This is a genomic window from Phyllobacterium calauticae (assembly GCF_019991125.1).
In the GTDB taxonomy this organism is placed as follows: Bacteria; Pseudomonadota; Alphaproteobacteria; order Rhizobiales; family Rhizobiaceae; genus Phyllobacterium; species Phyllobacterium calauticae.
Genome location: NZ_JAGENB010000001.1, coordinates 332,165 through 345,969, shown reverse-complemented (window position 1 = coordinate 345,969; position 13,805 = coordinate 332,165). Strand labels below are relative to the sequence as shown.

Annotated in this window: 13 protein-coding genes and 1 riboswitch; of the genes, 4 read left to right on the top strand and 9 right to left on the bottom strand. The window is 61.1% G+C overall.

Going from position 1 to position 13,805, the window contains the following annotated elements:
* Positions 1–3: 3 nt before the first annotated feature.
* The gene (locus tag J1W56_RS01880) at positions 4–459 is read left to right on the top strand and encodes an RbsD/FucU family protein (protein ID WP_223611479.1); all 456 of its coding nucleotides are present in this window, start codon (positions 4–6) and stop codon (positions 457–459) included.
* Positions 460–636: 177 nt separating this feature from the next.
* Here the strand turns inward: J1W56_RS01880 and J1W56_RS01875 are convergent, their stop codons facing one another.
* The 6 genes from J1W56_RS01875 to J1W56_RS01850 all read right to left on the bottom strand — a co-directional run bounded on the left by J1W56_RS01875 (position 637) and on the right by J1W56_RS01850 (position 6,613).
* Entirely contained in the window at positions 637–1,620 is a 984-nt protein-coding gene (locus tag J1W56_RS01875; RefSeq protein WP_223611478.1) for a LacI family DNA-binding transcriptional regulator, read from the bottom strand.
* Positions 1,621–1,677: 57 nt separating this feature from the next.
* Positions 1,678–2,679 (bottom strand): ABC transporter permease, encoded by a 1,002-nt coding sequence (locus tag J1W56_RS01870; protein WP_105737123.1) that lies wholly within the window; start codon positions 2,677–2,679, stop codon positions 1,678–1,680.
* Entirely contained in the window at positions 2,666–4,225 is a 1,560-nt protein-coding gene (locus J1W56_RS01865; protein ID WP_223611477.1) for a sugar ABC transporter ATP-binding protein, read from the bottom strand. The genes J1W56_RS01870 and J1W56_RS01865 overlap by 14 nt, the downstream gene beginning before the upstream one ends.
* Positions 4,226–4,298: 73 nt before the next feature.
* Complete coding sequence (locus tag J1W56_RS01860; RefSeq protein WP_223611476.1) at positions 4,299–5,234, bottom strand: sugar ABC transporter substrate-binding protein; 936 nt, start codon at positions 5,232–5,234, stop codon at positions 4,299–4,301.
* A 198-nt stretch (positions 5,235–5,432) separates the two neighbouring features.
* Positions 5,433–6,230 carry a capsular polysaccharide synthesis protein gene (locus tag J1W56_RS01855; protein ID WP_223611475.1) on the bottom strand — a complete coding sequence of 266 codons (798 nt, stop codon included), beginning with the start codon at positions 6,228–6,230 and terminating at the stop codon, positions 5,433–5,435.
* A 239-nt stretch (positions 6,231–6,469) separates the two neighbouring features.
* Positions 6,470–6,613, bottom strand: coding sequence for a hypothetical protein (locus tag J1W56_RS01850; protein WP_223611474.1), 144 nt, complete (start codon positions 6,611–6,613; stop codon positions 6,470–6,472).
* Between J1W56_RS01850 and cysD the strand changes: the two genes are divergently transcribed.
* Genes cysD through cysQ form a run of 3 tightly spaced genes read left to right on the top strand, consistent with a single transcriptional unit; the run spans position 6,612 to position 10,270 of the window.
* Complete coding sequence (gene cysD, locus J1W56_RS01845) at positions 6,612–7,517, top strand: sulfate adenylyltransferase subunit CysD (RefSeq protein ID WP_223611473.1); 906 nt, start codon at positions 6,612–6,614, stop codon at positions 7,515–7,517. The genes J1W56_RS01850 and cysD overlap by 2 nt on opposite strands.
* Complete coding sequence (locus J1W56_RS01840; RefSeq protein WP_223611472.1) at positions 7,517–9,454, top strand: bifunctional sulfate adenylyltransferase/adenylyl-sulfate kinase NodQ; 1,938 nt, start codon at positions 7,517–7,519, stop codon at positions 9,452–9,454. The genes cysD and J1W56_RS01840 overlap by 1 nt, the downstream gene beginning before the upstream one ends.
* Before the next feature lie 3 nt (positions 9,455–9,457).
* Positions 9,458–10,270, top strand: a complete 813-nt coding sequence (gene cysQ / locus J1W56_RS01835; RefSeq protein WP_223611471.1) for a 3'(2'),5'-bisphosphate nucleotidase CysQ — start codon at positions 9,458–9,460, stop codon at positions 10,268–10,270.
* Positions 10,271–10,438: 168 nt separating this feature from the next.
* Here the strand turns inward: cysQ and J1W56_RS01830 are convergent, their stop codons facing one another.
* Genes J1W56_RS01830 through J1W56_RS01820 form a run of 3 tightly spaced genes read right to left on the bottom strand, consistent with a single transcriptional unit; the run spans position 10,439 to position 13,212 of the window.
* The gene (locus tag J1W56_RS01830; RefSeq protein ID WP_223612376.1) at positions 10,439–11,425 is read right to left on the bottom strand and encodes a FecCD family ABC transporter permease; all 987 of its coding nucleotides are present in this window, start codon (positions 11,423–11,425) and stop codon (positions 10,439–10,441) included.
* Between the two features lie 33 nt (positions 11,426–11,458).
* Positions 11,459–12,406, bottom strand: coding sequence for an ABC transporter substrate-binding protein (locus tag J1W56_RS01825; protein ID WP_223611470.1), 948 nt, complete (start codon positions 12,404–12,406; stop codon positions 11,459–11,461).
* A complete protein-coding gene (locus J1W56_RS01820) occupies positions 12,406–13,212 on the bottom strand; it encodes an ABC transporter ATP-binding protein (protein WP_223611469.1) in 807 nt (268 codons plus the stop codon). Before J1W56_RS01820 ends, J1W56_RS01825 begins: the two co-directional genes overlap by 1 nt.
* Before the next feature lie 319 nt (positions 13,213–13,531).
* Positions 13,532–13,744: riboswitch (cobalamin riboswitch) on the bottom strand.
* Positions 13,745–13,805 lie beyond the last annotated feature (61 nt).

The following is a 13,805-nucleotide window of genomic DNA, read 5'->3' as shown; positions in this document are numbered from 1 at the left end:
ACCGTGCTGAAAAATCTCGATCCGCTGCTGAATGCCGATGTCCTCTATGCGCTGAAGTCCATGGGGCACGGCGATCGCCTGGTCATTTGCGATACGAATTTCCCCGGCGATTCCATCGCCCGGCAGACCCGTCTCGGCCGGTTGCTGCGGATCGATAATGTGAGCGCGCCGCGCGCCGCCAGGGCCATTCTTTCGGTCATGCCGCTCGATACCTTCATCGACGACGCCGCCGCGCGCATGGAAATCGTCGGCAGCCCCGATGAGATTCCGGACGTGCAGAAGGAACTGCAGGCGGAAATCGATGCCGCCGAGGGCAAGCACTGGCCGATGGTCTCGATCGACCGCATGGCCTTCTACGAGCACGCCAAGAATGCCTATTGCGTCATCGCCACCGGCGAGCGGCGTTTTTACGGCTGCTTCATCCTGACCAAGGGCGTGATTGCGCCGGACGCCGCCTGAAATCTTTTGTTGCCGTTGCCGTTGCCGTTGCACTAAGCGTGATGCGTGGTTCGACAAGCTCACCATGAGGGATGGAACGAGCTGCAGGAAACTATGTTCTGCAGCGTTTGTGATTAACCTTGTACCAGACCACTTCCCTCATGGTGAGCTTGTCGAACCACGCACCACCCAACGCCTTCAGACGTCCCGGCGCGGTGCAGCCGTCGAACCCCGCACCACCAGCGTTGCCTCGAGATAGTCATCCTGCAGAGGCACATTGTCGGCACCCGTGATGGCGGCAAACGCCCGCGCGGCGATCTGCTCGACGGGCTGGCTGATGGTGGTCAGGCGCGGCGTCACCAGATTGGCCAGCGGAATATCGTCGAACCCGATGATCGACACGTCGTCCGGCACCTTGAGGTCGAGATCGCTGGCGGCGCGCAGAAGGCCGATGGCCTGCTGGTCGCTGGCCGTGGCAATGGCGGTCGGGCGCTCATGCGGCGGACGGTCGAGCAGGAAGCGCCCGAGCGTTTCGCCCGACGCATAGTCGAAATGGCCCTCGACCGCCTCGCAGCGCACGCCTGCCGTGCCAAGCATGTTGAGGAAACCGGCGCGCCGTTCGCGCGAAACCGGCGCATCGGCGGAACCGGCGATATAGGCAATACGCTCATGGCCGAGCGCCACGAGATGCGCAGCGGCAAGCGCTGCTCCCCGGTAGTGATTGACGGAAATGAGCGGCAATCCGGTAAAGCGCCGGTCGACGGCAACCGTCGCCACGTCGCTGCTCCAGCCCTTTGAGGCACCGAACTGCGTCGGCACGACGATGAGGCCGGTGGGATAGCTTTTGAGCAGGCTGTCGATCTGCGCCAGTTCGATCTTCGGATCGTCATTGGTGATCGACAGCAGCACCGAGAAACCGGCCTGCGAGGCAATCGCCTCCACATGTTTTGCCAGTTCGGCAAAGAACGGGTTGGTGATATCGGGAATGACGAGGCCGATCATGTCCGTGCGGCTGCGGCGCAGACCGCGCGCGACGCCGTTCGGCCGGAAATTCAGTTCGCGAATGGTGGCTTCCACCAGTTCGCGCAGTTCCTTGCCGACGGTCTCGTTCTTCGCCAGAACGCGTGAAACAGTGCCGACGGAAACATTGGCCCGTGCTGCTACATCCTTGATGTTGACCATCTTCCCATGCCTGACCTGTTGCGGGTGCCGACCAATGCGGACAACTCTGTTTTCCCCTTATGCTTTCGTCAATCTTTCACGATATTTGTCAAGGATTACTGCAAGGATAATCACAAATCCGGTGATCATCTGGCGCATGAAATCGCTGAGACCGAGCAGGATGAGGCCGTTGGCGAGCACGCCGATGATGCAGGCGCCGAGCAGGGTGCCGACAATGCTGCCGCGTCCGCCGCTCAGGCTGGTGCCGCCGATGATGACAGCGGCAATGGCATTGAGCTCGAAGCCGATGCCGATGATCGGGCTGGCGATGTTCAGGCGGGCCATGTAGATGATGGCGCCGATGCCGACGAGAACGCCGCAGATGGTGAATGCAGCCACCTTGTAGAAGAACACGTTGTGGCCGGCGAGACGGGCCGCTTCCTCATTGTTGCCGATGCCGTAGAGCACGCGGCCGAACACGGTCTTGGTCAGCACGAACCAGCCGATTGCCACCAGCACCAGTGCGATCAGGAACAGCAGCGGAATGCCGTAGAACGTCTGCGAGCCGAAGGCGTTGAAGGCGGCTGGGAAGGAATAGATGGTCGATGCATTGGTCACCTGCAGTGCCGCGCCGCGGGCAATGTTGAGCGTGCCCAGCGTGACGATGAAGGAGGGGATTGCCCACCAGGCGCTGATCAGGCCGTTGAGGAGGCCGAACCCGATCCCGGCCACGATGGCGCTGATGGTGGCGAGGAACACGGCCACGGCGGGATCGAGCCCCGGCAGCGTCATCACCGTACCAGCCACGACGGCGCAGAAGGACAGGACGGAGCCCACCGAAAGATCGATGCCGCCGATGAGGATGACGAAGGTCATGCCGATGGAAAGCACCAGATTGATCGTCACCTGCGTCAGGATATTGGTGACATTGCTGGAGGACAGGAAGTGCGGCGTGAAGGAAAACACGATGATCAGCGCGATGAGCGCGATGCCGATGCCCGCTTCGCGCAGCACGGTCTTGGTCGTGGTGGCGATGGTTTTACTGCCCGCCTGTGCCGTGGTCAAATCAGTGGTGTCCATGGTTGCGTTCGTCCTTGTAGGCAAAGTTCAAAATGCGCTCTTCGGAAAAGTCCGCGCGTACCACTTCACCGGCAATCCGGTGTTTCGACATGACGAGGATGCGGTCGCTGAGGGTGATGAGCTCGGGCAGTTCCGACGAGACGATGAGCAGCGCCAGCCCCTTTTCCGAAAGGCCGCGCAGCAGCGCATAGATTTCGGCCTTGGCGCCCACATCGACGCCGCGGGTCGGCTCGTCGAGCAGCAGGATTTTCGGGTTGTTCGCCAGCCATTTGGCCAGGACGACCTTTTGCTGGTTCCCGCCCGACAGCGTGGAGACCGCATCGGCAGTGTCACCGTATTTCAGCTTGATCTCGCCGCCGAGCGCGCGCGTCAGCCGGGTTTCCTCGCGTTTGTCGAGAAGGCCGAGCCGCGAAACCTTGCGCAGGCTCGCCAGCGTGACATTGGCCGCAATTGCCATGCCGAGGATCAGGCCTTCCTCCTTGCGATCTTCCGTGACGAAGCCGATGCCGTCACGAATGGCCTGCTTGGGATTGCGGTAGTGGCGCGGCTGGCCGTCGCGTTCAATCGTGCCGGACAGCGGCAGGTCGGCGGCGAAAATCGAGCGCAGCAGTTCGGTGCGGCCGGAGCCGACCAGTCCGGCGATGCCGAGGATTTCACCGTAATGCAGATCGAACGAAACGCCTTCCGCGTGCGGGGAGGCGGGATGGCGCAGGTTGCGCAGGGAAAGTGCGGTGCGGCCGCTCGTGTCGAGATCGCGCGCGGCGGCCATGGCTGCGGCAAGCTGGCGCCCGACCATGTTGGTAACCAACTGATCGGTCGTCGTTGCCGCAATATCCGCCGTCATGACGGATTCGCCGTTGCGCAGGACCGTGACCCGATCACAGATGGAGAAAACCTCGTTGAGGTGGTGTGAGACAAACACGACAGCGACACCCTTGGCCTTCAGGGCGGCGATGATCTGGAACAGCCGTTCGGTCTCACGCGCGGTCAGGGTTGCGGTCGGCTCGTCGAGAATGAGAATGCGGCTTTCGCCCATCAGCGCGCGGGCGATTTCCACCAGCTGGCGGTGCGCCACGCCGAGGGATTCCACAGGGCGGCGCACATCGACATCCCCCAGCCCGATGGCATCGAGCGCCTTGCGGGCTTTTGCATAGAGCGTGGGATAATCAACCATGCCGAACGCCTTGCGCGGCATGTCTTCAAAGCAGATGTTTTCGGCAACGGAGAGGTAGGGCAGCAGGTTGAATTCCTGGTGGACCACCTGAATGCCGGCCTTCTTCGCATCGCCCGGCGTGTGCGGATCATAGGTCCCGCCGTCGAGTGTGATTTCCCCGGCATCCCGCTGGATGATCCCGCACAGGATCTTGATCAGCGTCGACTTGCCCGCGCCATTTTCACCGACCAGCGCATGCACCTCGCTGGGGCGCAGCGAAAAGCTGACGCCGTTGAGGGCGACAACGCCGCCGAAGCGCTTCTTGACGCCGGAGAGTTCGAGCACCGGCTCGGCACCAGCACCGGCCGGTGCCGGAGCGGCTGCGCCTGCCATGTCAGTGTTTTCCATGATCATCGACCCGGTTGGCGGCTGTGCCGAACCAGACACAGCCGCGGTTTACCCCGTGTTACTTCACGTCGTCCGATGTCACGAGCTTGATGTCGGTCTTGACCCAGCCTTCAAGCGGCTTGCCGCCGGCCACGACACCAAGCGCCTTGTCGATGGCGTTGGCGGCCATCTGCTGGCCGAACTGGTCGACCGTGGCAAGCAGCTTCTTTTCCTTCAGCAGCGGCTGGACAGCCGGGATGTTGTCAAAGCCGACGACTTCGATCTTGCCTGTTTTGCCCGCCGCCTCGATGGCCTTGACGACGCCGAGGACCATGGAGTCATTGGCCGCCATCACGCCCTGGATATCCGGATGGGCGGTCAGCATGTTGGAGAATACGGTGTTGGCTTCTTCGGTTTCCCAGTGGGCGGTGCGCGAGTCGAGCAGGTCGAGCTTGCCCGCCGTGACGGAGTCCATGAAGCCGAGCTTGCGCTGGGCCGCATTGTCGGCGCCCGGATTGCCTTCGATGATGACGACCTTGGCGCCTGCACCGAGCTTCTTGGCCAGCGCATCGCCGGCCAACTTGGCGCCTTCGCGGTTATCAGGGCCGACAAAGGCGAGTTTCAGGCCTGCCTCCTGCTTAGCCTTGTCATCGAGCGCCACGTCGAAATTGACGACAGTGATACCGGCATCCACGGCTCGCTTGATCGGCGGAACGAGCGCGCGGGAATCGGACGGCGCAACAACGATGGCATCGACCTTTTGGGTGATGAAGCTCTCGATGGCATTGATCTGCGTCTCGACATCGGTCTCGGACTGCATGCCGACGGCTTTCAGCGTGTAGTCGCCGCGCTTGGCCTCGTGGGCCTTTGCGCCCTCGAGCATGTTCTTGAAGAATTCGTTGGCAAGGGATTTCATCACAAGCCCGACGACGGGCTTGTCGGCGGCATAGCTGGCTGCAGGCATGGCGAGCGTGCCGGCCAGAAGGCTGGCGGCAATAAAACGTGCGAATTTCATTGTATTCCTCCCAGAATGACAAAAGACGTTCAGCGGTTTGCCACGTCCTCCAACATGGCGATGAAACGTTTCATTGCGCGGGCGCAATAACGGCGTCTCAGCTCAATAGGAGCCCGAAGATCACGGATTTGTCAACATGAAACGTTTCATTCAAGAGATGGGCGGGCTGCGTGCGAACGGAACGCTGCCTAAGGACGCCTACAGATAATCCGCGACGCGGTTGGCAGCCCAGTGGTAAAAACTGCCGGGAACGAGGGGCTGGTTGGTCGGGTCTTTCTTGTGAACGTGGAACCCGATGAAATCCGGATGGTCGAGCGGTTCCAGTCCAAAGGCCGGGTCAAAGATGCGCAAGGCATCGCGCGCCGTCCAGTAGTAGAAATTTTCCTTCGGCGCGGCATCCTTGAAGAAACCGTAACGCTTGGCCATGCGTGAAATGCCGTCATTGGCGAAGGCGGTGATGCCGATGGTGGCCGGGGTTACCTTCTGTCCGGTCATGCGGAACCATGCCGGGCGCATGACGCGGCGGCGAAATCCCAGCCATGGCGGAACGACGACCGTTCCTTCCATATAGGCGTCGAACTCACCGATGACAGGATTGTCCGGCGGCAGGTACATCGCCGATACGCCGAGGCGGAAGTGGTTTTCCCGGGCGAGGTAAGGCTTGTCGGTCGCCGGATGAAACTGCTTCATCAGATAGATGTCGGTATCAAGCCAAAGGCCCTGCTGTTTCTTCATCAACGTGACGCGAAACAGGTCGCTGAACTGGGATACGACGTGGCCGGGGTTCTCGATATCGGGAAAATCCGGGTCGATGCGCCGAAGATATTTTTTGTCCAGTATCGGCGCCGCATCGCAAATCTCGATGCCCTTGGGAAGGTTTGCGATCTCGTCGAACGCGTATAGTTTCACCCGCTGTCCGGTCATCACCATCGATGCCAGACAGACCCGGTCCACCTCCCGAAGGCGCGGGCCATACCAGAAGGTGCAAATATCCATGAACTATTCCAGCGGAAAAAAATTGTTAAATTGCCAGTCCATCTATGAGAGTTGCTGATCCTGGTCAATCGCATTGTTAGACTAATATCATAGACGTTTGGCCGCATTTCAACGACGCAAAACGTGAGGGAAGGCACGGCCGGGCAGCGGAAATCAGGGTGGATCAATTTTCCACGGATCCGCATTTTTAAAAAAGCCGGACTCCCGTATTCCGCTTCGCTGGAATGAAGTTCTTTCATTCATTGTGCCGGCAGCAATAAATTGGCGCGAATTTGCCCCGGGTTGTGAAACCATCCTTTTCTTCCGGCGATGCGTTCCACTATGGTTGCCGCACGTATCGGCACATCGTAAGACGCCGAAAAACAGTGGACAGTGATTTTCATGACCAAGAGCCTGACGCACCTTCAGCGTCTTGAAGCCGAAGCGATCCATATTTTCCGCGAGGTTGCCGCAACATTCACCAAGCCGGTGATGCTGTATTCGATCGGCAAGGATTCCTCCGTGATGCTGCATCTGGCGATGAAGGCCTTTTATCCGGCCAAACCGCCGTTTCCGTTCCTGCATGTGGATACCACGTGGAAATTCAAGGAGATGATCGCGTTTCGTGATTCAGAAGCGAAACGTCTCGGCTTCGACCTGCTGCTGCACAGCAACCAGGACGGCATCGACCAGGGCATCAGCCCCTTCGTGCATGGATCGAACACCCATACTCATATCATGAAGACCGTCGCCCTGCGGCAGGCGCTCGACAAATACGGCTTCGATGCAGCCTTCGGCGGCGCGCGGCGCGACGAGGAGAAGTCGCGGGCCAAGGAGCGCATTTTCTCCTTCCGCAACGCGCAGCATTCCTGGGACCCGAAGAACCAGCGCCCGGAAATGTGGAAGATCTACAACACGCGGGTCGCCAAGGGCGAATCCATCCGCGTTTTCCCGATCTCCAACTGGACCGAGCTCGATGTCTGGCAGTACATCCTGCAGGAGAACATCCCGATCGTCCCGCTCTATTACGCCGCCAAGCGGCCGGTGGTGGAGCGCGACGGCATGCTGATCATGCGCGATGACGAGCGCATGCAGCTGCTGCCCGGCGAAAAGCTGCAGGAGAAGCTTGTTCGCTTTCGCACGCTCGGATGCTATCCCTTGACCGGTGCGATTGAATCCGATGCGGTGACCTTGCCGGAAATCGTCAGCGAAATGCTGATTGCCCGCACCTCCGAACGGCAGGGCCGCATGATCGACAAGGATGAAGCCGGTTCGATGGAGAAGAAGAAGCGCGAGGGCTATTTCTGATGAACACCGTTGCCCCCATCGAGGCTTCCGCCGCCGAGGAAATCCGCGCCTACATGGCCGAACAGGAAAAGAAATCGCTGCTGCGCTTTCTCACCTGCGGTTCGGTCGATGACGGCAAGTCGACGCTGATCGGCCGTCTGCTCTACGACACCAAGCTGATCTTCGAGGACCAGCTGGCCGCCCTGCAGAATGACAGCCGCAAACATGGCACCAATGGCGAGGACATCGATTTCGCGCTGCTGGTCGATGGTCTGGAAGCCGAGCGCGAGCAGGGCATCACCATCGATGTCGCCTATCGCTTCTTCTCGACGCCCAAGCGCAAGTTCATCGTCGCCGACACGCCCGGCCACGAGCAATATACCCGCAACATGGCGACCGGCGCTTCCACCGCCGATCTTGCCATCGTGCTTGTCGACGCGCGGCAGGGCATCCTGCGGCAGACACGCCGCCACAGTTTCATCGCCTCGCTGCTCGGCATCCGCAACATCGTCCTGGCCATCAACAAGATCGATCTCGTCGATTACTCCCAGGCGATTTTTGACAGGATCGTTGCCGACTACCAGGACTTTGCCAGCAAGCTTGGTTTCCAGTCGATCCAGCCCATTCCGCTTTCGGCGCGCTTTGGCGACAATGTGATTTCCGCCTCCGCCAACATGCCCTGGTACAAGGGCCCGGCGCTGCTCGAACATCTCGAAGACGTGCCGCTTGCCGATGCGGATGAGGAGCGCCCGTTCCGGTTCCCGGTGCAATATGTCAACCGGCCCAATCTCGACTTCCGCGGCTTCTCCGGCACCATCGCGTCCGGTGTCGTCGCGCCGGGAGACGAGGTGGTGGTTGCCAAGTCCGGCAAGTCCTCGCGCGTCAAGCGTGTGGTGACTTTGGACGGCGACCTTGACCGGGCTGTCGAAGGGCAGGCGGTGACGCTGGTGCTGGAGGACGAGGTCGAGGTGTCGCGCGGCAACATGCTGGTGGCACCCAGCGCCCGCCCCGAGGTGGCGGACCAGTTTGCCGCGCATCTCGTCTGGTTTGCCGAACATGCGCTGATCCCCGGCCGTTCCTATATCCTGCGGACCGAGACCGATCAGGCGACAGCCACGGTGACCGATCTCAAATACCGAATCGATATCAACAGCTTCGCGCAGGAAGCGGCCAAATCGCTTGACCTGAATGAAGTCGGCGTTGTCAATATTTCAACGCAGGAGCCGATTGCCTTCGACCCCTACAAGTCGAACCGCTCGACCGGGTCGTTCATCCTGATCGACCGCCTGACCAATGCGACGGTCGGCGCCGGCATGATCGACTTCGGCCTGCGCCGCGCATCGAACGTGCATTGGCAGGCGCTGGATGTCAGCAAGGCATCGCGCGCCGACCAGAAGAACCAGAAGCCGGCGGTGATATGGTTCACCGGCCTGTCCGGTTCGGGCAAGTCGACGGTCGCCAATCTCGTTGAAAAACGCCTGTCGTCGCTCGGCAAGCACACCTATATTCTCGATGGCGACAATGTGCGCCACGGGCTCAACCGCGACCTCGGCTTCACCGAAGAGGACCGGGTGGAAAACATCCGCCGCGTCGGCGAAGTCGCCAAGTTGATGGTGGATGCGGGGCTGATCGTGCTGGTCTCGTTCATTTCGCCGTTCCGTTCGGAGCGCCGCATGGTGCGCGAGCTTCTGGCCGATGGCGAATTCCTCGAAATCTTCGTCGATACGCCGTTCGAGGAATGCGCGCGGCGTGACCCGAAGGGGCTTTACGCGAAGGCACTGCGCGGCGAGATCAAGAATTTCACCGGCGTCGACTCGCCCTATGAAGCGCCGGAGAATCCGGAACTGCATCTGCACACGGTCGGCCGCACGACGGAGGCACTTGCCTCGGAGGTGGAGAAGCTGCTGGTCGAGCACGGCATCATCTTCAACTATGATCAAAGCTCGTGGTCGATTTAGGCGATGACACTAACCCTTACAACCCTCGACCATTCGAGCCTTCTTGCCGTCCTGGAAACAGCGGCCATTGCCGCCGGGCAGGAAATCCTGCGCATTTACGCCGAGGGCTGTGATTTCGCGCTGAAGGATGACCAGTCGCCGGTCACGGAAGCCGATCATGCCGCCGAAGCCATCATCCTGGCGGCTCTGCGCAGGGCGACGCCTGACATACCCGTCGTGGCGGAGGAGGAAATCTCCGGCGGCCACGTGCCCGGCGATCTCGGTGCGCGCTTCTATCTGGTCGATCCGCTCGACGGAACGCGGGAATTTGTCAGCCGCAACGGTGATTTCACCGTCAACATTGCGCTGATCGAAAACGCGGCGCCCGTTCTCGGTGTTGTCTATGCCCCCGTCCGCGGTGTGCTGTTCACGGGCGGCACTGCCGGCGCGCAGGAAGTTACTGTCGGCGAGGGCGGTGCGGTCACCGCACGCAAAGCCATAGGCTGCCGCACCAGTCCGGACGATCTCATTGCCGTTGCCAGCCGCTCGCACCGCACGCCGGAAACCGATGCCTATCTGGAAAAATTCCGTATTGCCGACTGTGTGTCCGTCGGGTCGTCACTGAAATTCGGCCTTCTGGCGCGCGGTGAGGCCGATATTTACCCGCGTTTCGGCCGGACCATGGAATGGGATACGGCGGCGGGCGATGCGGTCCTGCGCGCTGCCGGAGGCATAACCCTGACGCTGGATGGCAATCCGCTGACCTATGGCCGCCGCAATCAGGCCGACGATGCCGATTTCGCCAATCCGGATTTCGTGGCCTGGGGCAGGTTATAGTTTGATTGCATTGCCGTTGAGCGTGGTTCGACAAGCTCACCATGAGGGAGATTGTAGCTGCAAAACTAGTCACCCCTATTGCGAGAATATAACTCGCTGCAACCCTCACTCTCCCTCATGGTGAGCTTGTCGAACCACGCACGATGCTCCCTGCAATCCGACAACCAGTTACCCCGGCCGCTTCCTCAACAGGATCGTCACCACAAAAAACGCGCCGATTGAACTGGTAACGATACCGATGGGCAATTCCTGCGGCGCCAGCAGCAGACGGGCCGCGAGGTCGCTGAGCAGGATCAGCAGGGCACCGAGCACGGCGCAGGTGACGATCAATCCCGCATGCAGCTGCCCGGAAAAACGCCGGGCAATGTGCGGAATCATCAGGCCGACAAAGCCGATGACGCCCGCCACCGAGACAAAGATCGCGGTGGAGAAGGCGCAGACGATGAACACCGTGTTGCGAAGGCGCGTCACCCTTATGCCAAGGCTTTCCGCCGTGTTTTCGCCCGCCAGCAGGGCATCGAGATTGCGGTGGTTGTACAATGCGTAGACCAGGATGGCGGCAAGCCCGGTGAGAGCGAGCGGCAGGTTCTCCCAGCGGGCAAGACCGAGGCCGCCGAGCGTCCAGAACATCACCGAATGCGCGGCGCGCTGGTCGCCGGCAAACACCATGTAATTGGTCAGCGCAGCAAACAGGAACGAGACGGCAAGGCCCGCCAGGATCAGCCGTTCCGGCCCCTGTCCCTGCACGCGCCGCACCAGCATCAGCACGACGATGGCCGCCAGCATGCCGCCGCTGAAGGCGGCAATCGGCAGCGTCCAGATGCCGAAGCGGTCGCCGATGACGGTAATCACCGAGACTGCTCCCGCCGCCGCACCATTGGAAAGGCCGAACAGGAACGGATCGGCGAGATCGTTGCGGGTGACGGTCTGCAGCAGTGCGCCGATGATGCCAAGCCCCGCGCCCACGCAGATGGCAAGGATGACCCTCGGCAGGCGCAGGTCGACGATGATCTTGCCGACAGGGCCGCCAACGGCCATATCGGAGAGGCCGGTGGCATGGGCGAGGGCGCGCAGGACATCGCCGAGCGGAATGACCGTTGCCCCATAGGCAATCGACACGAGGGCGAGGGCCAGAATGGCCATCACCCCCGTCATGAGTGTCAGATGCTGACGGAAAGGCAGATGCACTCAGAATGCTTCCGGATGCATGGCCTTGGCCATCTTGGCGATGGCCTCGATATTGGCCGGTCCGGGCGTCAGTTCCGCATAGCGCAGGGCGACGAAGCGGTTGTTCTTGACGGCGTCGGTTTCCTTCATTGCCGGATGCGATTTGAGGAAGTCGAGCAGCTTCTGGTAACCCGCATCATCCTGATAATCGAGGAGAACGAGGAATTCCGGATTGCGCGTCGCCACGGTTTCCCACGAGGTGGTGCCCCAGCTGGTGTCGAGATCGGCCATGATATTGGTGCCGCCAGCTTCGCTGATCATCGCCGTGGGAATGGCGAACTTGCCCGCTGTGAACGGCTTGTCCTCGCCGGAATCGTAGAGGAAGACGCGGGTGCCGCTCTTGTCGCCGATCTTTGTCTTGATCGCCGCAAGTTCTGTCTTCCAGCCGCTGACGAGTTTATTTGCCTCGTCTTCCCTATCGAAAATCTTGCCGAGCTTTTCCATGTCGCCATAGAGCAGGTCCATGGTGGCGGCGGGCCGGGACTTGTCGAGATGGATGCAGCTTTCGGTCAGTTCAAGCGTCTTGATGCCGTGCGGCGCCAGCGTGTCGGGGGTGACCTCACCGCCCGGCTTCATGCCGTAATTCCAGCCAGCGAAGAAGAAATCCGGTTCCGCAGCAATGAGATTTTCAAGGGTCGGATATTTTGGCGCAAGCTCGGGAATGGCGCCCAGCTGCTTCTTGAACGCGTCGTCCAGCTTGTACCAGCCGGTAATGCCCGAAACCCCGACCATCGAGGATTGCAGGTGCAGGGCGAAGGCCATTTCGCTCATGTTGATGTCCTGGATGACCGCACGCTTGGGCGCGGCCTCGAAGGTGACGGGCTTGCCGCAACTGTCGACCGTCACGGGAAACGCCCATGCGGGGGCGGACAGCGCCGACAAGGCGAGGGCGAGCAGCATTCTTTTCATCAAATTCTCCGTAGCTGAGCAGTTTGTTTTGTGGTTGGTCCGGGTGCTTCGAACACCATGAGATCGCGATCCTGCGAGGGATGACGCAGGCGCAGGACATCGAGATCGAAGACATCGCTGACGATGCGCGGCGTCAGCGTTTCGTCGGGTGTGCCGGCGGCGACGAGCTGGGCGGCATGCATGACGGCGACGTGGGTGGCAAACGGCGCCACCAGCGGCAGGTCGTGCAGCACCGCGATGGTCGTCACGTCGAGACCGGCGACGAGCGCCAGCAATTCGCTGCGCGCCTTCGGGTCGAGGTGATTGGTGGGTTCGTCGAGAAACAGGATGTCAGGCTGCTGGGCGATGGCGCGCGCCAGCTGCACGCGCTGCCTTTCGCCGCCGGAGAGCGAGCCGATGGGACGGCGCGAAAACGCGGCGATGCCGGCGCGGAGCAGGGCTTCCGTCACGATATCCCGGTCTTTCGCCTTGGTCAGGGTGCCGGTGTGCGGAATGCGGCCAAGGGATACATAATCGTCAACCAGCAATTGCGGGTCCGGCATGTCGGTCTGGCCGACAAAGGCAAATCTCCTGGCCCGTTCCTTCGGCGGCAGCCGGTCTATTGCCGTACCGTCGAGATGGATGCTGCCGGAGGAGGGGCGCAACAGCCCGGCCAGCATGCGCAAAAGTGTGGATTTCCCGGCGCCATTCGGCCCGATAATGGCAAGACGCGCGCCGCGCACGATGTCGAGCGATACCTCATCCACCAGCGTCTGGCCGGCTGTGCGGAACGTCACCTCGTCGGCACGCAGGGCGACATGGCTCATGGGCGGATATCCGTGACTGCAGGCAAGGCACATGGTGTCAAATCCCAACCGGTAAACGTCGTCGCGTCATCGCGGACGCTTCGCTGTCGTATAGTAACGTTATAACATTGGTCAATACCCGATATGTCATGGCTGCTCCGGCCGCGGCAGGCCGCCGGCGGTCTTGCACGGGGTGCAGACGATAATCTGGTGGTCGGGTATTGGCGTGGTCATGCCGGTGCCTTGCCTTGTGGACAAAGGTTAGGGGAACGCGGCCAATGCACCATCGCGACAATGCGGGAGAGGACATCGCATCGCTCCCGGCACACCCCGTCCGGTTCGAATTGTAGATGAGATGGCAGGTCTCCTGGCTCGCGGGTCTCAGCTTCGCCTTGCCTTCCCGACCTTCCGGTCAGTGGCATGTCAGGCATCGCTCACCGCTTACAGTTGCGGGGGCAGCCACGGTCTCGGTCCCTTTTGGGTACGCCTCACCGTGTTCCCTTTTCATCTCCCGCGTTGTCGTGCGGAAGAAACCATCGGCGCGGATGCTATGCGGCCAGCCGCGCAGTTGCAAGCACGTTTATGCGGCAATTTTTGCTGCTGCCAAAATTTTT